Genomic DNA, 18,516 nt, shown 5'->3' with positions numbered 1-18,516 from the left:
ATGGATGTCAATTGGGCGCGCAGCCTGTTTACTGTGTCGGTATTTATCGGCTTTCTCTTGGTGCTGCTGATTGTTTTCAGTAAGCGCAATAAGGCCAATTACGAAGAAGCATCGCGCAGCATCATAGACGATGAAGATACGCTGCATGAGGATGCCGCCCGACCAAACCGTGATAACGGAGCAAAAGAATGAACACAACGCAATTTACCAGTAGCTTTTGGAGCTATTACATTATCGCCATTGTGGTGTTGAGCTTTATCGGTCTGTTTTGGCTTCTGTTTTCCCAAAACAAAGTGAAACAGCCCAAAAAAGGCGAAGAAGTCGAAACCATGGGTCATGCTTGGGACGGCATTGAGGAATATAACAATCCGCTGCCTAAGTGGTGGTTTTATCTGTTTATTTTGACCATGCTGTTTGCCATCGGCTACTTGGCTGCCTATCCCGGTTTGGGCGACTATAAAGGTTTCCTGAACTGGACCAGTGCCAACCAGTATGAAAAAGAAGTTGCCGAGGCCAACGATACTTACGGTCCGCTGTATGCCAAATTCGCCGGTATGCCCGTTGAAGAAGTAGCCAGAGATCCGCAGGCATTGCGCATCGGTAAAAACCTGTTCGATACCTACTGTATCCAATGCCACGCTTCAGACGGCAAAGGTAACCGCGGCTTTCCGAATCTGACCGACAACGATTGGCTGTGGGGCGGTTCGCCGGAAAAAATCCGTGAAACCATCGAAAAAGGCCGTGTGGGTGTGATGGCTGCCTGGGGTCCGGTATTGGGTGAAGAGCGTGTGCGTGATGTAGCGCATTATGTGATGTCTTTGTCCAAACCCAAAGAAGCCTATGATGCCGACCGTGCCGCACGCGGTGCCGCAGTCTTCAACGGTGCACCGGCCAACTGCTTCACCTGCCACGGTGATAAGGGGCAGGGTATTCAGGGTCTGGGACCGAATCTGACCGACGACATCTGGCTGTGGGGCGGTTCGCAGAAAGCCATTATCGAAACCATTACCAACGGTCGCCACAATCAAATGCCCGCGTGGAATAGCTTCTTGGATTCGGACAAGCTGCACCTGATGACCGCTTATGTCTGGGGTTTGTCCAACCGAGACGGTGGGGCTGCCGCGAAGCAGGAAGCACCCGCCTCGGGACAGGCTTCCGCACCTGCAGCGGATACTGCGCGCGTCAGCGTGGAAAACGGTGTAGTCAAATTCTATTTTGCTACCGCTTCCAATGAGCTTGCTGCCGATGCTGCAACCGTGGCTGCCGATGTCGTCGCAGCCGGTAAGGACGGCAAGAAGCTGATTGTCAGCGGTTTTGCCGACAGTACGGGCGACGCGGCGGCCAATGAGGTGCTGTCCAAAGAGCGTGCGCAAGCTGTGCAGGCATTCTTAGAGGCGCAAGGGGTACCTGCTGCCAATATTGAATTGCGCAAACCTGAAAATACGACCGGTGCGAAAGGCAATGATGTCGAAGGCCGCCGGGTGGAAGTGGTCATCGGTTCTTAATCGCAGACACTGAAACGGCAGATTGAACCGCATGCCGGAGTTGGGAGATAAATCCAACTTCGGCGTGCGGTTTTTTTATGGTAAGGATTCAGACGGCCGTTGATTTTTTTCGTTATCTCAAATATGCCGCAGAGAAGTGATGCGCTGAACTGAATAATGGTTTGTTGGCATGTACGGATATGGTTTCCAAAGCCGGATTCGGTATTCCGGATGAATAATCAGGAAATAAAAAACCGGCCTGTTGGGTATAACAGAATCCGGTTCTGGTAGCCGCTTGATGAAATCAACCCGATCTTGGAAGCGGCTAAATGATGGTTCGGGAGGGGTTATTCCGGTTTCAGCCGTGTGGCCATTAAGGTGTGCAGACGGCGTTTGTCGGCGCGGGCAACGGTAAACAGCAGCGGGCCGAGCGGGATTTTCTCGCCGCGCACGGGCAGGTGGCCGAATTTCTGTATCAGCAGGCCGCCGATGGTGTCGGCTTCTTCGTCGCTGTAATCGGTGCCGAAATAGGCATTGATGTCGCCGATTTCGGTTACGGCATTGATGCGCCAGCGTTCTGCGGAAACGGGGAAGATATTGTCGGCCGAGTCGTCTTCGTCGAATTCGTCTTCGATGTCGCCGACGATTTCTTCGATGATGTCTTCAAAAGTAACCAGACCGCTGGTACCGCCGTATTCGTCGATGACGATGGCCATATGGTTGCGCTGTTCGCGGAAGTCTTTCAGCAGGCTGTTGAGAGCTTTGCCTTCGGGGACGAACACAGGAGGGCGCAAAAGGCTGCTGAGTTGGAATTGGTCGGGATGAAGGGCGTATTTGAGCAGGTCTTTGGCATGGAGAATGCCCAATACTTCGTCTTTGTCGCCGCCGATAACGGGAAAGCGCGAGTGGGCGGTTTCCACCACATAGGCCATGATGCGTTCGATACTGTCGTCGGCACGGATGACGTCCATCTGCGAGCGGGTGATCATTACATCGCGCACCTCGAGATCGGAAAAGTTGAGCACTTTTTCCAGCCGTGCGAGGGTTTCGCTGTCAAAGGCCTGCTGGCGGTGGGCTTCGCGCAGGCCGGCCAGAACTTGTTCGCTGTTTTCGGGAACACTGCCGGAGAGGCGGTTGAAAAGGCGTTCGATAAAATTGGGCTTCGAGGGATCGTCCATATCAGGTTTCGTCGTGTTGGTAAGGGTTGGGGTATCCTAACTGATTCAGCAGGCGGGTTTCAAGTGTTTCCATGGCTTCGGCTTCGGCTTCTTCGACATGGTCGTAGCCCATCAGGTGCAGCGTGCCGTGCAGGGTCAGATGGGCGAAATGGGCTTCCGGGCTTTTGCCCTGTTCGGCCGCTTCTTTGGCTACGACTTGCGGGCAGATAATCAAGTCGCCTCTGAGGCCGTCTGAAAAAGGGGTAAGGGCGGTGTTGTCGCCTTCGTTCAGGGCAAAACTCAATACATTGGTGGCGTAGTCTTTGTTCCGGTAGTCGCGGTTATAGCGGCGGGCTTCGGCTTCATCCAGCAGCAGCAGACCGATTTCGGCACGGCGGTAGCTGTTTTTCACGGCTTGCCAGACCCAACGGTAGAAATCGCGTTCGCCGGGCAGGGGGGCAAAACTGCTTTGGTTGTCGAAAAACAGTTTCAGACGGCGTTGCTGGATGGTCAGAAAAGGATAGCGTTTGGCGGTTTTCATGGGTTTGCGTTCCGAAGAGTGTGGCGGCGCAGACGGCGGTAGAGCAGGAAGCCGACGAGCAGTACGGCCAGTGCGGCCAAGGCAGGCAGAAACAGGCTGAGCAGGCTCATGAAAACGGCGGCAGCGGTTTCAAACAGGGAAAACAGCGGATTGGCCAGGCCGCCTGTGGCAACCGTACCGGCGGCACGGGTAGCGGCATTGGCGCCTTTTACCGCCGCTGCCGCGCCGCCGCCCGCAATAATGGCCAACGCCCATGTTACGGCGGGGCTTAAATCGGCTGCGGTGGAAGCTATCACGGCCGTTCCCGCCACCGCCGCCAGCGGTACGGCCAAAGTGTCGAGCAGATTGTCCACCAGCGGCACCAGATAGCTCAATGCCTCGGCTGCCGATGCCGTGCCCAGAATCAGCAATGCACTGATGCTGCCCAGCCAAACCCAGTTGTCATTGAGCGGCCACAGGCCGAAGTAGGCGGACAGGCTGAGCGCGAACAGAGGCAGAAAAACGCGGAAACCCGAGGCGGCGGCCAAGCCTATGCCTAAGGCGATGCTGATCAGAGTGTCGAAAGTCATGAGCGGCTGTGCTTGCGGAAACGGTGTATTTTAACACCGTTTCATCGATGATACAGGGCTGGCTGCGCTTTCGGGCGGCATGGGCAAGGAAGTGGCGGCCGGCGGTCGGATTCAGGAATCCGACGGAAATCTTGCGGGAAAAATAATCGGAATTGCTGCAGCATGGGGTCATACCGGATACGGGTATCCGGCCCAAGAGGCGGTTGAATAAACCGGTTCGGGTTGCTGCCAGGCAGAGTAGGCCGTCTGAAACGTTTTTTCAGACGGCCTCGTGTTTGGTTGTGCTGTCTGAAAATGCTAAAATTGCCGCTTGATTATGTTTCCCGCTGAACAGGTAAGGCGTATGTATCCGATCCGCGAGCCGCACCGGCACGGCCATCTGCCGGTTTCCGATTTACACCGCATTTATTGGGAAGAAAGCGGCAATCCGCAGGGCTTGCCGGTGGTATTTGTCCACGGCGGTCCGGGGGCTGGCACATCTGCCGCCTGCCGCGGCTTTTTTAATCCCGAAGTTTACCGCATCGTGCTGTTCGACCAGCGCGGTTGCGGCCGTTCGGAGCCGTATGCGGAAACAGCAGAAAATACCACTTGGGATTTGGTGGCCGATATGGAAAAACTGCGCGAAATGCTGGGTATCGGCCGCTGGCTGGTATTCGGCGGTTCGTGGGGCAGTACCTTGTCGCTGGCTTATGCCCAAAGCCACCCGGAACGCGTGGCGGGCTTGATTCTGCGCGGTATTTTTCTCGGCCGCCAAAGCGAAATCGACTGGCTGAACGAAGCGGGCGGTGCCGGCCTGATTTATCCCGAACAGTGGCAGCATTATCAAAACCACATCGCACCCGAAAAACGCGGCGCGCTGGTGCAGGCTTATCGCGAGCTGCTGTTTTCCGACTGCCGCGCGACGGCTTCGGCTGCCGCGAAAGCGTGGGCGGACTGGGAAGCTTATCTGGTGCGTTTCGAGCCGCAGCCGGTAGACGGGGACGGCGAAGCATCGCTGGCCATCGCCCGTATCGAAAACCATTATTTCACCCACCGCTGTTGGCTGGACAACGAACGCGCGCTGCTGGAAAACATCGACCGTATCCGCCATATTCCCACCGTAATCGTGCAGGGGCGGTACGACATCTGTACGCCGATGCACAGCGCGTGGGCACTGCACCAAGCCTTTCCCGAAGCCGAGTTGCGCATTGTTCAGGGCGGCCATGCTGCGTTGGAGGCCCCGCTGTGCGATGCACTGACCCGCGCGGCCGATGAATTTGCCGCACGGGCAGACGCCGCCGAAATCAGGTAAAATCTGCCGAAAGTGCTGACCGGCCGTCTGAAAACCGTGCAGGCGGCTTTCCCTATTTTTCGAGAACATCATGAACAAAGACCAATTTGCCGACAATCATTTTATCCGTACCGTCATCGAAGAAGATTTGAACAGCGGCAAACACTCCGCCGTCCACACCCGTTTCCCGCCCGAACCCAACGGCTACCTGCATATCGGCCATGCCAAATCCATCTGTTTGAACTTCGGCTTGGCTTATATTTTCGACGGCTTATGCAACCTGCGCTTCGACGATACCAATCCCGAAAAGGAAAATCAGGAATACGTCGATTCGATTAAAGAAGATGTGCGCTGGTTGGGTTTCGAGTGGAACGGCGAACCGCGTTACGCTTCCGACTATTTCGACCAACTGTTTGATTATGCCGTCGGCCTGATTCGGGACGGCAAAGCCTATGTCGACGATTTGACCGCCGAAGAAATGCGCGCATACCGCGGCACGCTCACCGAGCCGGGCAAAAACAGCCCTTATCGCGAGCGCAGCATCGAAGAAAACCTCGATTTGTTTATGCGCATGAAAAACGGCAAATTTGCCGACGGCAGCAAAACCCTGCGCCTGAAAATCGACATGGCGTCGGGCAATGTGAATCTGCGCGATCCCGTGATTTACCGCATCCGCCGCGCGCACCACCACAACACCGGCGACAAATGGTGCATCTATCCGATGTACGACTACACCCACGCCATTTCCGACGCCATCGAAGGCATCACCCATTCGCTGTGCACGCTCGAATTCGAAGCCCACCGCCCGCTGTATGACTGGGTGCTCGACAATATTCCCGCACCGCACACCACCCGCCCGCGCCAATACGAATTTTCGCGCTTGGAGCTGCTGTACTCGATAACGTCCAAACGCAAGCTGAACCAATTGGTTTCAGACGGCCATGTGTCCGGCTGGGACGATCCGCGTATGCCCACCATTTCCGGTATGCGCCGCCGAGGCTACACGCCCGAAGGCCTGCGCCTGTTTGCCAAGCGCGCAGGCATTTCCAAATCGGAAAACGTGGTCGATATGAGCGTATTGGAAGGCGCGGTACGCGAAGAATTGGAACATTCCGCGCCGCGCCTGATGGCTGTGCTGAATCCGGTCAAAGTTACGCTTACCAATTTTTCAGACGGCCTCACCCAAAGCCGCAGCGCGCCGTTCCACCCCCATCATGAAGAAATGGGCGAACGCGAAGTGCCGATTGCCCGAACCATCTATATCGAAGCCGACGATTTCAGCGAAAACCCGCCTGCCGGCTGGCAGCGTTTAACCTTGGGCGGCGAAGTGCGCCTGCGTTACAGCTATGTCATCAAATGCGACGAAGTGGTGAAAAACGGAAACGGGGATATTGTCGAACTCAAATGCAGCATCGACCACGATACTTTGGGCAAGAAACCCGAAGGGCGCAAAGTCAAAGGCGTGATTCACTGGGTGTCTGCCGAACATGCCGCCGAAATCAAAGTGCGCCTGTATGACCGCCTGTTTACGGCCGAGCGGCCTGATGCGGTACGCGGCGAAAACGGCGGCTATCTGCCGTTTACCGATTTTCTCAACCCCGAATCCGTGAAAGAAACCACTGCTTACGCCGAAGCGGCCGTGAACAACCTGCCGCCCGAAAGCCGATGGCAGTTCGAGCGTTTGGGCTATTTCGTTACCGACCGTTACGACCACCGTGCCGATGCACCGGTATTCAACCGTACGGTAGGCCTGAAAGATACTTGGCAGAAAACCGATTAAAGTAGGTCGGATACTCGTTATCCGACTTGTTTATGCGGCGGAGATGATCTTCCGATTCAAGCATCAAATCTGCCTGCTTTGGCATGGTTTTGTCGGATTCGAGAATCCGACCTACGGATACAGGCCGTCTGAAAATGCGTGTCAGGCATATTTCAGACGGCCTTTTTGCCTCTATGCTGTTTTACTGCTTATGGTCGTCGCTGTCGAGAAAGCTCTTCAAGCGGTCGCTGCGGGTGGGGTGGCGCAGTTTGCGCAAGGCTTTGGCTTCGATTTGGCGGATCCGTTCGCGGGTAACGTCAAACTGTTTGCCGACTTCTTCCAGCGTATGATCGGTGTTCATATCGATACCGAAACGCATGCGCAATACTTTGGCTTCGCGCGGGGTCAGGCTTTCGAGCACGTCTTTGGTCACTTCGCGCAGGCTGGAATACATGGCGGCATCGGCCGGTGCGATGTTGTTGATGTCTTCGATAAAGTCGCCCAGATGAGAATCGTCGTCGTCGCCGATCGGGGTTTCCATCGAAATCGGTTCTTTGGCGATTTTCATGATTTTGCGGATTTTGTCTTCCGGAATTTCCATCAGTTCGGCCAGTCTGGCAGAATCAGGCTCTTCGCCGGTTTTCTGCAATTCCTGGCGTGAAATGCGGTTCATTTTGTTGATGGTTTCAATCATGTGTACCGGAATGCGGATGGTGCGCGCCTGATCGGCAATCGATCGGGTAATGGCCTGACGGATCCACCAAGTGGCGTAGGTGGAGAATTTATAGCCGCGCCGGTATTCGAATTTGTCCACCGCTTTCATCAGGCCGATGTTGCCCTCCTGAATCAGATCGAGAAATTGCAGGCCGCGGTTGGTGTATTTTTTGGCGATGGAAATGACCAGACGAAGGTTGGCCTGAATCATTTCCTGTTTGGCGGCAGCGGTTTCTTTTTCGCTGACGACCATGTTTTTGTTGATGTCTTTGAGTTCGTCAATCGAAATCTGCGACGAGGCTTCCATTTCTGCCAATGCGGCCTGTTTTTCGATAATGGCGTATTGGAAACGCTCCAAGGCATTGCCCCAGATGCGGTTTTTGCCGATTTCCTGCGGCACCCACGTCATGTCGGTGATATTGGGCAGGAATTGGGACAGAAAGTATTCCCGGTCCATTTGGACGCGTTCCAGACAAATGTCGCGGATTTCGCGCTCGAGCTTGCGGATATGGTCGACACGCCGGCGCAGATTGTTGCTCAGGCTTTCGATCTGGCGGGTGGCAAAGCGTACTTCCAGCAGTTTGCCTGCGATGGTGTCGCGGTGTTGCAGGTAGGACGGATGGCGGCTGTCGTGTTCGGTCAGGGCGGCCACCATCAGATCGTATTCGGCCTGCACGCCGGAAAAGTGTGCCAGCACATTGGCTTTCAGCTCTTCCAGATTGGTGCTTTCGATGTCGCCGCTGCCGTCGTCATCGTCGGCTTCTGCATCATCGTCGTCGGTATTATCTGCTTCGCCCGGGGTGTCGCTGCTGCTTTCGAGATGTCCCAATCCCAATTCGTTGAGCAGCAGCTCGTTGGGATCGATGATGGCTTCGACTACTTCATCGACTTTGATTTCATCGTTGCGTACCTGCTCGATCAGCGCGAGAATTTCGGCAATCGACCCGGGGCAGGCGGAAATGGCCTGAACCATGTTTTTTAGGGCATTTTCGATTTTTTTGGCAATGATGATTTCGTCGTCGCGGGTCAGCAGATCGACTTGACCCATCTCGCGCATATACATGCGCACAGGATCGGTGGTGCGGCCGAATTCGGAGTCGGCATTGGAGAGGGCGGCTTCGGCTTCTTCCACTGCGTCGTCATCGGTCATGCCTGTGCCGCTGTCGCTCATCAGCAGGGTTTCGGCATCGGGTGTTTCTTCGGTAACCTGAATGCCCAAGCCCTGAATCATATTGACGATGTTGTCGATCTGTTCGGCATCGGACATATCGTCGGGCAGAGCATCGTTGATTTCGGCATAAGTGATGTAGCCGCGCTCTTTACCCTGGATAATCAGCTGGCGCAGGCGGGCACGCTGTTCTTCGGGTGTCAGCGGGCGGTTGTCGTCTTGCTCGTCGTAGTCGTTTGTATTCATGTAAGGTTTCTCGGCTGTCGGTGGAATCGGCTGAGCGGGAAGAAAGATTCTGCCGTTTTGCGGCAGCGCGGCTGGCTCGGCCTGATTCGGAAAACGGCCTGCAATAGCACGGACGGCTTTCAGGCGGGAAAAAGGAGTCAGCCCAAAAATAAGGGCGGAACGGTTTTAATGCAAGATACGTATGGTTAAAAGGGAAAGATTATACTGAATGGTCGGGTGTTTTTTCAATTTTGTCGGTTTCAGACGGCCTGACGGCTGTTTAGGCCGTCTGAAAAAATGCTCCGGCCGTCAGCGGAACCAGCCGCGCACGGCTTCCAGTCCGCCGTAGCGGACAGCGGCATCGGCAGCCGCTTCGGCTTTGGGTTTGGCACGGTAGGCAATGCCGAAGCCGGCGGCTTGAAGCATGGGAATGTCGTTGGCGCCGTCGCCCATGGCCAGAACCTGTTCGGGGCGCAGCCCCAGCCGGTCGCGGTGCAGGCACAGCAAATCGGCTTTGGCCTGTGCGTCGATGATGCGGCCGGTCAGCCTGCCGGTCAGTATGCTGTTTGTACTTTCCAGCGTATTGGCATAGGCGTAATCCAATCCCAAGCGTGTTCGGAGACGGTCGGTAAAGAAGGTGAATCCGCCCGATACCAGCATGAATTTCACCGCATGGCGGCGGCATTCTTCCATCAGGTATTCCGCACCGGGCGATAATTGTAAAACCGAGTCATACACTTCCTGCAATACGCCTTCGCGCAAGCCTTTGAGCAGGGCGACACGGCGGCGCAGCGACTGCTCGAAATCCAATTCGCCGCGCATGGACTGTTCGGTAATTTCGGCCACTTGGTCTTTCAAGCCGACACCGGCAGCAATTTCATCGATACACTCAATCGTAATCAGTGTGGAATCCATATCGCTGACCAGCAGCCCCAAATCGGCAAAGGCGGTATCGGGCAGAACCGCCGCATCAATCTGTTGCGCGGCCAGCTCTATGCGCTGCGTTTCGGAAAGGGCAAATCCGTCATCGACGGGGATGCGCAGAATCCGTCCGTCCTGCACGTTTGCTGCCGTATCGGGCAGACCGTTCAGACGGCATTGCTGAATATCGGGATGCTGTAAAACCAAAACGTTCGACATGGAAGATACCACACAGCGGATAAAGGGAAGGGCGCTGATTATAACGGAAAAAACAGTATTCGGACGGCAGGTTTTGATGCTTTGTCAACATAAATTGACATATATTGACGGCAGGAAACATTTCGGGTTAAATGGCAGGCCGTCTGAAAACCGCCTGCTGCTGCGGTCCGGCCTGTGTCCGCCAATCCGCAGCCGCTGTTTTGGAGTTTTACCATGAATACGTTTAATCCCATGTACGTTACCTTTGCGATCTACATCGTTGCGGTGTTGCTGATCGGTTTGGCGGCGTATTTTTCCACCCGCAATTTTGACGACTACATTCTGGGCGGCCGCAAAATGGGCAGTTTTGTAACTGCCATGTCGGCCGGTGCTTCGGATATGTCGGGCTGGCTGCTGATGGGCCTGCCCGGTGCGATTTATGCCACCGGACTGAGCGAGGCTTGGATTGCCATCGGCCTGACTGTCGGTGCGTATCTCAACTGGCTGCTGGTTTCCGGCCGTCTGCGCGTGCATACCGAATTCAACAACAATGCCTTGACTCTGCCGGATTACTTTTTCCACCGCTTCGGTGCGCAGGGTAAAGCGATGAAAGTGATTTCGGCGGCGATTATCCTGTTTTTCTTCACGATTTACTGCGCATCGGGCATTGTCGCCGGCGCGCGCCTGTTCCAGAGCCTGTTTGATGTCAGCTACACACAAGCCATGTGGTTGGGGGCGGGTGCCACCATTGCCTACACCTTTATCGGCGGATTCCTGGCGGTCAGCTGGACGGATACTATTCAGGCCACGCTGATGATTTTCGCTCTGATTTTAACGCCCGTCATGGTGTATCTGGCCTTGGGCGGAGCCGATGAAATGCGTGCGGCCATTCAGCTGGTGGCTGAGGGCAGCGGCAAACAGTACGGCAGCCTGTTGGCCGGTACGACTCTGATGGGCATTATTTCCACTGCGGCTTGGGGCTTGGGCTATTTCGGCCAACCGCATATTCTGGCGCGCTTTATGGCGGCCGAAAACGTCAAATCGCTGGTTTCCGCCCGCCGTATCGGTATGACATGGATGATTCTGTGTCTGGCCGGTGCCTGTGCCGTGGGTTATTTCGGTATTGCCTATTTCGGCGGCCACCCCGATAAAATCGATGCTTTGGGCGGCAATAATGAGCGCATTTTTATTGCCTTGACCACGCTGCTGTTCAACCCGTGGGTGGCCGGTGTGATTCTGTCGGCCATTCTCGCCGCCGTGATGTCCACCTTGTCCTGTCAGCTGCTGGTTTGTTCCAGCGCGATTACCGAAGACTTCTATAAAGGCTTCCTGTGTCCGACCGCCGCGCAGGGCGAGCTGGTTTGGATCGGCCGCTTTATGGTGCTGGCAGTGGCTGTGATTGCCATCATCATTGCCGCCGACCCCGAAAGCAAAGTATTGGGCTTGGTATCTTATGCTTGGGCGGGTTTCGGTGCCGCATTCGGCCCGGTCGTGATTCTGTCGGTATGGTGGAAACGCATGACGGCTGCCGGTGCGCTGGCGGGCATGGTGACCGGTGCGGTTACCGTAGTGGCATGGAAAGCCACCGGCAGCAGCCTGTATGAAATTGTACCGGGCTTTATCGCCTGTACACTGGCTGTGGTAGCGGTATCGCTGCTGGGCAAACCTGCGGCCGGTGTGGAAGCGCGTTTTGACGAGGCCGACCGCGCATACCGCAGCTTGAAATGATGCTGCCGTCTGAGTGGAAAGGCGCTGTACCATCCGTCAAACCTACAAATATCAATCGCCCCGTATACTGACAGGCAACAGCGTTGGCAGGGGTATAGTTGATTCATTCGGGCGGCAGGCGAAAGTCTGCCGCTTGTTGTTTTATGCCGCGGTGCCGTTCGAGGGAACAGTGTGTCGGACTGTATGCAGGTGCAGGCAGATTGCAACATCCTGCACGTTGTCAGGACACCAATCCGTTTGGCATGTTTTCCTTCTTTGATGTTCTGCGCCAACCAAGGCTGCCGCAAATCGGTATGGAAGCGGCCATGGACAGGCATCATTTTGGCAGTATGCCGTTTTCTGTGTTTCTGAACGGAAAGGCTGAATCTGCCGGAATGGCGGAACGGCCGGCAAATCATGTGGATTTTTATTGAACTGCTTTGAACTTGCAATATATCAGGCCGTCTGAAAACGGGTTTTCCGTATTTCAGACGGCCTGGATTATGAGGGGAACGACGAATCGGATCAGGCGGACAGGCCGGCGAGATCGGCGGTATCGTTGGCAATCATCAGCTCTTCGTTGGTCGGTACCACCACCACGGCGGGTGTTTGGCCGTCGGGGCTGATGATGCCGGCTTTGCCGAAGCGTACGGCCGTATTGGCGGCTTCGTCGATGTTCAGGCAGAGGAAAGCCAGATAGCCGACGGTTTTGCTGCGTACAGTATCGGAGTTTTCGCCGATGCCGCCGGTAAAGACCAGTGCATCGATGCCGCCTGCGGCCACGGCCATGGCGGCAATGTATTTGGCCAGACGGTAGGTCATCACTTCCATGGCGAGTTTCGCGCCTTCATGGCCTTTCGCGGCGGCTTCTTCAATTTCGCGGCAGTCGTTGGACAGCTCGGAAATGCCCAGCAGGCCGGACTGTTTGTTCAGCATATCGTTTACCGCTTCGGCATTCATGCCCGCGTTTGCAGCCAGGAATGCAAATACGCTGGCATCGATGTCGCCGGCACGTGTGCCCATGACCAGGCCTTCCAGCGGGGTCAGCCCCATGCTGGTGTCCATGGAGCGGCCGTTTTTCACGGCGGCAATGGACGCACCGTTGCCCAAGTGGGCAATCACCAGACGGCTGTCATCGATGTTTTTGCCGATGATGCGGGCGGCTTCGGGTGCGACAAAGCGGTAGCTGGTGCCGTGGAAACCGTAGCGGCGCAGGCCGTGTTCGCGGTAGAGCTTGTTCGGCACGGCGTAGGTGTAGGCGTGGGCGGGCAGGGTTTGGTGGAAGGCGGTATCGAAAACGGCCACATTGGGCAGGCCGGGGAAGATGTTCTGTGCGGCGCGGATACCGGTGAGGTTGGCCGGATTGTGCAGGGGAGCCAGCGGAATGCAGGCTTCCAGTTCGGCAATCACGGTTTCGTCAATCAAAACGGACGCGCTGTATTTTTCGCCGCCGTGTACCACGCGGTGGCCGATGGCTCTGACTTGGTTTTGCAGACCCAGCTCTTGCAGTTTTTCCAGCAGGGCGGCGACTGCGCCGGTATGGTCGGTGCGTCCGGCCAGTGAAACCTGCTGTTTTTCGCCGTTCTGCTTGAATGTGATGTAGGCATCGTCAGTCGTCAGTTTTTCGCCCAGACAGCTCAACAGGACATCGCCGCTTCGGTTGTCCAGCAGCGCGCCTTTGAGCGACGAGCTGCCGCAGTTCAAAACCAGAATCAATTGTTGGGACATAGTTTTTCCTTCGTTTTTCAATATATGATGCCGCAGCGTTTCGGGCTGCGGCGCGCACATGACGGCACGTAATTATACAGGCCGTCTGAATGCTTGGGTATGCGCGGCAGCGGACAGGCGCTTAAAAGGCGGACTCGGGCAGGTGGACTTGTCCGCTCATGATGACGCGCGCACTGCGGCTCATGGAGGCTTGGGCTACTGTCCATTTGCCGTTGTGCAGCTGTGCCGCCGCACCTACGCGCAGGGTGCCGGAAGGGTGACCGAAGCGGATTTCGTTCCGATCCCCGCCGCCCGCCGCCAGATTAACCAAAGTGCCGGGTACGGCGGCGGCCGTGGCGATGGCGACCGAGGCCGTACCCATCATGGCGTGGTGCAGTTTGCCCATGCTCATGGCGCGCACCAAAATATCGATGTCTTCCGCCGCTACGGTTTTGCCGCCCGCCGCCTGATAGCTGCGGGGCGGTGCCACCCAGGCGATTTTCGGCGTGTGCTGGCGTGCGGCGGCTTCCGAAATGTCCCGGATGAGTCCCATTTTGACGGCGCCGTGGGCGCGCAGGGTTTCCAGCTTGGCCAGCATGGCGGCATTGTTGTTGATGTCTTCCTGCGCTTCGGTGCCGGTGCAGCCGATGTCGGCGGCGTTCACGAAAATGGTGGGAATGCCGGAATTGATGAGTGTGGCTTTCAGGCGGCCTATACCGGGTATGTCCAATTCGTCGGTCAGGTTGCCGGTGGGGAACATATCGCCTTCGCCGTCGGCGGGATCGAGAAAGTCGATTCGGATTTCGGCGGCAGGGAAGGTAACGCCGTCCAGCTCGAAATCTCCGGTTTCCTGTACCCGCCCGTTGCAGATCGGGATATGGGCGATAATGGTTTTGCCGATGTTCTGCTGCCAGATGCGCACGGTGCAGAGACCGTTTTGCGGTACGGCGGACGGGTCGATGAGGCCTTGGCTGACGGCGAATGCGCCGACGGCGGCGGTCAGGTTGCCGCAGTTGCCGCTCCAATCGACAAAGGGTTTGTCGATGGCGACTTGGCCGAACAGGTAATCGACATCGTGGCCGGGGCGGCTGCTTTTATCGACGATGACGGCTTTGCTGGTGGAAGAAGAAGCATTGCCCAGACCGTCTATCTGTTTGCCGTAGGGGTCGGGGCTGCCCAATACGCGCAGCAGGATGCGGTCGCGTGCTTCGCCCGGTTGCTGTGCGGCGGCGGGCAGGTCGCTTTGTTTGAAAAAAATGCCTTTGGATGTGCCGCCCCGATAATAGACGGCGGGAATGGTCATCTGCATGGTTTCTCCTGTTGTTTGTTATTTCCGGCAACGGTACCGCAGGATTGTAGCGGAAAGAAATTGAGCCGTGTAGGCCGATGATGCCGGGGCAGCCGTTTCAGACGGCCTGAGCAGGACGGCAGGCCGTCTGAAACGGATTGGCTGTACTTAAATTTCAAACTGGCATGGCAAATTTCTGTAATTTGATTTAAGTCAAAATGGTTTGTGGTACACTCGGGTGTTTTGAAACCATTTGATGCCGATATGAAAAAGATTATCAAACTTTTCCTTGCCGCTGCGGCGGTATTGCTGATTGCCGCGTTGGTTTTCCTGAACTGGCCGCTGTATCAGCGCAGTGTGCCTGCGGCGGAAAACGAAAAACCGGTTGATGTTGTGGTGATCGGCGGCGGCATTATGAGCATGACGCTCTCGACGCTGTTGCAGGAATTGCAGCCCGACTGGACGATTGCCGCCTACGAGCGTTTGGATGCGGTCGGCCTGGAAAGTTCCAACGGCTGGAATAATGCCGGTACCGGCCATGCAGCGTTTGCCGAATTGAACTACACGCCGGAGAAGAACGGCGTGATTGAAGTGGACCGAGCTTTGCGTATTACCGAACAGTTTGAGGTGTCGCGCCAGTTTTGGGCACACCAGGTCCGTCAAGGCCGTCTGAGCAGCAATCCGAAAGAATTTATCAATGCCGCGCCGCATATGAGCTTTGTTTGGGGCGATAAAAATATTGAGTTTCTGCGCAAACGTCATCAGACGCTGGTGCAGCAGCCCATGTTCTACGGCATGGAGTTTTCTACCGATCAGGACAAAATCCGCGAATGGGCGCCGCTGCTGATTGAAGGACGCGACCCGCAGCAGAAGGTGGCGGCCACCTATATGCCTTTGGGTACCGATGTGAACTTCGGTGCGATTACCAGACAATTGACTGCCGCGCTGCAAAAACAGCCCAACTTTACGCTGAATTTGCAGCATGAAGTGCGCGATCTGCGTCAAAACAGCGATAAAACCTGGAATGTAACGTTCTACAATTACGCCGATAACAGCGAAAAAACCGTAAAAGCGAAATTTGTCTTTATCGGCGCGGGCGGTGCGGCATTGAAACTGCTCCAACTGTCGGGCATTCCCGAATCGAAAAACTATGCCGGCTTCCCGGTCGGCGGCCAATTCCTGTCGTTCCAAGATCCGCAACTGGCGGCACGGCACAATGCCAAGGTATACGGTCAGGCCGAAACGGGTGCGCCGCCCATGTCGGTGCCACATCTGGATACCCGTTATCTGGACGGTCAGAAATCCATGCTGTTCGGCCCGTTTGCCCTGTACAGCACCAAGTTCCTGAAAAACGGTTCGTGGTTCGACCTGCTCAGCTCGGTCAATATGAATAATGCCGGTGCGATGTTGAAAGTGGGTGCGGACAATTTGGATCTGGTGCGCTACCTGGTACAGCAGGCCATGCTGAAAGACAGCGACCGCCAGGCCGAACTGCTGAAATACTATCCTTCCGCTTCGCCCGATTCGTGGAAGCTGATTACGGCCGGCCAGCGTGTGCAGATTATTAAGAAAGACCCTGAAAAGGGGCCGGTTTTGCAGTTCGGAACGGAAGTGGTTACCGACCAAAACCGCACCATTGCCGCCTTGCTTGGTGCATCGCCCGGTGCATCGACTTCGCCCTCGATTATGATCGGCCTGCTCGAAAAGGCTTTCCCCGAGCAGATGGCGCAGGGGTGGGCAGAACGGGTGAAAACCATCGTCCCGTCTTACGGCCGCAAAATCAACGACAGTGCCGAATTGACCAACGAAATCCGCCGTGCCACCAGCCAAACGCTGCAACTGCCGTATATCGAAGTGCCGTCGTCTGTACGGCAGGCGGAACCTCAGGCACAGCCTGCGAAGCCTGAGGGAAAAAACCTCAATAAGGAAGAACAGGCACTCTGAGCCTCCGTTGCAACGGGCAGCCCGAGGGCTGCTCCCTGCGATAAAAGATGCTGTGAAGTTTTGTTAAGTTCCTTCGAGCCTGTAATATATAAGGCCGTCTGAATCCTGCTGAGTGCAGATTCAGACGGCCTTTTGCCGTACCGCTGTTGCCAGGTTCAATCCGTGTTCAATCCGTGTTCAATCCGTGTTCAATCCGTGTTCAATCCGTGTTCAATCCGTGTTTAATCCGTGCCGCGTGCGCGGTTTTCGTGAAATGCGGCCTGCCAGTCGGTAAATTTTCCCTGCTCGATGGTTTCGCGCATTTCTGCCATTATCACCTGATAAAAATGCAGATTGTGTATGGTGTTCAATTGCGCGCCGAGAATTTCGCCCGCTTTGTGCAGGTGGTAGAGATAGGCGCGGCTGAAACGGGTGCAGGTATAGCAGGCGCAACTCTCGTCCAAAGGACGGGTGTCGCAGCGGTGTTTGGCGTTTTTGATTTTGATGTCGCCGAAGCGGGTGAACAGCCAGCCGTTGCGCGCGTTGCGGGTAGGCATCACGCAGTCGAACATATCGATGCCGTGTGCCACGCCGTATACCAGATCTTCCGGCGTGCCTACGCCCATCAGATAATGCGGTTTGTGCGCGGGCAGTATGGGGCCGACCGCGCGCAGCATACGGTACATTTCGGGTTTAGGTTCGCCCACCGATAAGCCGCCGACGGCCAAACCGGGAAAATCGAACTGCTCCAACCCGCGCAGCGATTCTTCGCGCAAATCTTCGTACATCGCGCCCTGCACAATACCGAACAGGGCGTTGGGATTGTTCAAATCTTCAAACGCTTTTTTGCTGCGTTCCGCCCAGCGCAGGCTCATATGCAGCGACCGGCGCGCCTGTTCGTGCGAAGCGTCGCCGGGCGTGCATTCGTCGAGCTGCATCACAATGTCGGAATTCAAAACCGTTTGAATCTTCATCGAAATTTCGGGCGACAGAAACAGTTTGTCGCCGTTGATCGGGCTTTTGAACGTGCAGCCTTCTTCGGTGAGCCGGCGCATATCGGACAGCGAAAAAACTTGGAAGCCGCCCGAATCGGTGAGAATCGGCTTGTCCCAACCGATAAACCGGTGCAGGCCGCCGAACTGTTCGATAACTTCCAGTCCCGGCCGCAGCCACAGATGATAAGTGTTGCCCAAAATAATCTGTGCCTTGATGTCGTGCAGATTCTGCGGCGTCATCGCCTTAACCGAGCCGTAAGTGCCCACGGGCATAAAAACGGGGGTTTCGATGCTGCCGTGATTCAGTTCCAGCGTGGCACGGCGGGCGTGGCCGTCGGTTTGGTGTACGGTAAATTTCAACATATCGTGTTTCCATGCAATCATAATTTTCAGGCAGCCGGAAGGGGTCAGGCTGCCTGAAATTCATTTGTCGGCGGAAATTATAGCGTTTTTTGCGCGGGAAAACGATTGTGCTCCGCAAGCGGATGCGGGGCTTGCCAAATGTTCTGCCTTTGGTATAATGCACCGCTTCACAGGCACGTAGCTCAGTTGGTTAGAGCACCACCTTGACATGGTGGGGGTCGTTGGTTCGATTCCAATCGTGCCTACCATTTTTTAAGGGCAGCTTTCCGGCTGCCTTTTTTATTTTTGTTTGACGGTGGCCGTCTGAAAACAGCGGATTGAATGCCCGAAATGCGGTAGGTCGGATACTTGTATCCGACATAAATTTAAAATCTGTTACCAACGGCTGATGTCGGATTCGAGAATCCGACCTACGGCTACGGCTAAACCGATTGGCCGGAACATCGGTATCCGACCGACACGGCCGACGGTTTTCACCAAACGGCCGTTCTTGAAAAAAAGCCTTGATTTCCCTATAATTCGGCGTT

At 55.7% G+C, this 18,516-nt stretch carries 15 protein-coding genes and 1 tRNA gene; 8 read left to right on the top strand and 8 right to left on the bottom strand.

Features of this window, described 5'->3' with window-relative positions; genetic code table 11:
• Both ORY85_RS03170 and ccoP read left to right on the top strand, forming a co-directional pair.
• On the top strand, positions 1–192 hold the full coding sequence (locus ORY85_RS03170) for a cbb3-type cytochrome c oxidase subunit 3 (RefSeq protein ID WP_274571518.1): 192 nt from the start codon (positions 1–3) through the stop codon (positions 190–192).
• Complete coding sequence (ccoP, locus tag ORY85_RS03165) at positions 189–1,505, top strand: cytochrome-c oxidase, cbb3-type subunit III (RefSeq protein WP_274571517.1); 1,317 nt, start codon at positions 189–191, stop codon at positions 1,503–1,505. Before ORY85_RS03170 ends, ccoP begins: the two co-directional genes overlap by 4 nt.
• 326 nt (positions 1,506–1,831) lie before the next feature.
• On the opposite strand, the gene ORY85_RS03160 is transcribed toward ccoP, so the two are convergent.
• From ORY85_RS03160 to ORY85_RS03150, 3 genes are read right to left on the bottom strand one after another with little or no spacing between them, the layout of a single operon-like run.
• The gene (locus tag ORY85_RS03160; protein ID WP_274571516.1) at positions 1,832–2,662 is read right to left on the bottom strand and encodes an HlyC/CorC family transporter; all 831 of its coding nucleotides are present in this window, start codon (positions 2,660–2,662) and stop codon (positions 1,832–1,834) included.
• A 1-nt stretch (position 2,663) separates the two neighbouring features.
• Positions 2,664–3,182 carry an rRNA maturation RNase YbeY gene (ybeY, locus tag ORY85_RS03155; RefSeq protein WP_274571515.1) on the bottom strand — a complete coding sequence of 173 codons (519 nt, stop codon included), beginning with the start codon at positions 3,180–3,182 and terminating at the stop codon, positions 2,664–2,666.
• Positions 3,179–3,751: a DUF4126 domain-containing protein gene (locus tag ORY85_RS03150; RefSeq protein ID WP_274571514.1), complete on the bottom strand. Its 573-nt coding sequence runs from the start codon at positions 3,749–3,751 to the stop codon at positions 3,179–3,181. Before ORY85_RS03150 ends, ybeY begins: the two co-directional genes overlap by 4 nt.
• A 343-nt stretch (positions 3,752–4,094) precedes the next feature.
• Between ORY85_RS03150 and pip the strand changes: the two genes are divergently transcribed.
• A complete protein-coding gene (gene pip / locus ORY85_RS03145; RefSeq protein WP_274571513.1) occupies positions 4,095–5,042 on the top strand; it encodes a prolyl aminopeptidase in 948 nt (315 codons plus the stop codon).
• 67 nt (positions 5,043–5,109) lie between these two features.
• Positions 5,110–6,801, top strand: a complete 1,692-nt coding sequence (locus tag ORY85_RS03140) for a glutamine--tRNA ligase/YqeY domain fusion protein (protein ID WP_274571628.1) — start codon at positions 5,110–5,112, stop codon at positions 6,799–6,801.
• A gap of 181 nt (positions 6,802–6,982) precedes the next feature.
• Here the strand turns inward: ORY85_RS03140 and rpoD are convergent, their stop codons facing one another.
• Positions 6,983–8,908, bottom strand: coding sequence for an RNA polymerase sigma factor RpoD (rpoD, locus tag ORY85_RS03135; protein ID WP_274571512.1), 1,926 nt, complete (start codon positions 8,906–8,908; stop codon positions 6,983–6,985).
• 288 nt (positions 8,909–9,196) lie between these two features.
• A complete protein-coding gene (gene serB, locus ORY85_RS03130; protein WP_274571511.1) occupies positions 9,197–10,027 on the bottom strand; it encodes a phosphoserine phosphatase SerB in 831 nt (276 codons plus the stop codon).
• Between the two features lie 213 nt (positions 10,028–10,240).
• Between serB and putP the strand changes: the two genes are divergently transcribed.
• A complete protein-coding gene (gene putP / locus ORY85_RS03125) occupies positions 10,241–11,734 on the top strand; it encodes a sodium/proline symporter PutP (RefSeq protein WP_274571510.1) in 1,494 nt (497 codons plus the stop codon).
• Positions 11,735–11,934: 200 nt separating this feature from the next.
• Positions 11,935–12,147: a hypothetical protein gene (locus ORY85_RS03120; RefSeq protein WP_274571509.1), complete on the top strand. Its 213-nt coding sequence runs from the start codon at positions 11,935–11,937 to the stop codon at positions 12,145–12,147.
• 91 nt (positions 12,148–12,238) lie between these two features.
• On the opposite strand, the gene ORY85_RS03115 is transcribed toward ORY85_RS03120, so the two are convergent.
• Together ORY85_RS03115 and prpF are read right to left on the bottom strand one after the other, a co-directional pair.
• Positions 12,239–13,441, bottom strand: coding sequence for an acetate kinase (locus tag ORY85_RS03115; protein ID WP_274571508.1), 1,203 nt, complete (start codon positions 13,439–13,441; stop codon positions 12,239–12,241).
• A 121-nt stretch (positions 13,442–13,562) separates the two neighbouring features.
• Entirely contained in the window at positions 13,563–14,729 is a 1,167-nt protein-coding gene (prpF, locus tag ORY85_RS03110; protein ID WP_274571507.1) for a 2-methylaconitate cis-trans isomerase PrpF, read from the bottom strand.
• 243 nt (positions 14,730–14,972) lie between these two features.
• On the opposite strand from prpF, the gene mqo reads away from it, so the two are divergent.
• The gene (mqo, locus tag ORY85_RS03105) at positions 14,973–16,652 is read left to right on the top strand and encodes a malate dehydrogenase (quinone) (protein WP_274571506.1); all 1,680 of its coding nucleotides are present in this window, start codon (positions 14,973–14,975) and stop codon (positions 16,650–16,652) included.
• 221 nt (positions 16,653–16,873) lie between these two features.
• Here mqo and tgt read toward each other — a convergent pair whose 3' ends face one another.
• On the bottom strand, positions 16,874–17,989 hold the full coding sequence (tgt, locus tag ORY85_RS03100) for a tRNA guanosine(34) transglycosylase Tgt (RefSeq protein WP_274571505.1): 1,116 nt from the start codon (positions 17,987–17,989) through the stop codon (positions 16,874–16,876).
• 171 nt (positions 17,990–18,160) lie between these two features.
• On the opposite strand from tgt, the gene ORY85_RS03095 reads away from it, so the two are divergent.
• Positions 18,161–18,237: transfer RNA gene (locus ORY85_RS03095), tRNA-Val, on the top strand.
• Positions 18,238–18,516 lie beyond the last annotated feature (279 nt).

Origin of the sequence: Neisseria leonii (assembly GCF_028776105.2) — a bacterium.
In the GTDB taxonomy this organism is placed as follows: domain Bacteria; phylum Pseudomonadota; class Gammaproteobacteria; order Burkholderiales; family Neisseriaceae; genus Neisseria; species Neisseria leonii.
The sequence above is the reverse complement of the archived record's forward strand: the minus strand, read 5'-3'. Positions and strand labels throughout refer to the sequence as shown.

Excerpts from the sequence above, each read along its gene's own strand:
- ORY85_RS03160 (WP_274571516.1), bottom strand. The coding sequence starts at position 2,662 with ATGGACGATCCCTCGAAGCCCAATTTTATCGAACGCCTTTTCAACCGC.
- rpoD (WP_274571512.1), bottom strand. The coding sequence starts at position 8,908 with ATGAATACAAACGACTACGACGAGCAAGACGACAACCGCCCGCTGACA.
- pip (WP_274571513.1), top strand. The coding sequence starts at position 4,095 with ATGTATCCGATCCGCGAGCCGCACCGGCACGGCCATCTGCCGGTTTCC.
- serB (WP_274571511.1), bottom strand. The coding sequence starts at position 10,027 with ATGTCGAACGTTTTGGTTTTACAGCATCCCGATATTCAGCAATGCCGT.
- ORY85_RS03115 (WP_274571508.1), bottom strand. The coding sequence starts at position 13,441 with ATGTCCCAACAATTGATTCTGGTTTTGAACTGCGGCAGCTCGTCGCTC.
- prpF (WP_274571507.1), bottom strand. The coding sequence starts at position 14,729 with ATGCAGATGACCATTCCCGCCGTCTATTATCGGGGCGGCACATCCAAA.
- tgt (WP_274571505.1), bottom strand. The coding sequence starts at position 17,989 with ATGTTGAAATTTACCGTACACCAAACCGACGGCCACGCCCGCCGTGCC.
- ybeY (WP_274571515.1), bottom strand. The coding sequence starts at position 3,182 with ATGAAAACCGCCAAACGCTATCCTTTTCTGACCATCCAGCAACGCCGT.
- ORY85_RS03170 (WP_274571518.1), top strand. The coding sequence starts at position 1 with ATGGATGTCAATTGGGCGCGCAGCCTGTTTACTGTGTCGGTATTTATC.
- putP (WP_274571510.1), top strand. The coding sequence starts at position 10,241 with ATGAATACGTTTAATCCCATGTACGTTACCTTTGCGATCTACATCGTT.
- ORY85_RS03150 (WP_274571514.1), bottom strand. The coding sequence starts at position 3,751 with ATGACTTTCGACACTCTGATCAGCATCGCCTTAGGCATAGGCTTGGCC.
- mqo (WP_274571506.1), top strand. The coding sequence starts at position 14,973 with ATGAAAAAGATTATCAAACTTTTCCTTGCCGCTGCGGCGGTATTGCTG.
- ccoP (WP_274571517.1), top strand. The coding sequence starts at position 189 with ATGAACACAACGCAATTTACCAGTAGCTTTTGGAGCTATTACATTATC.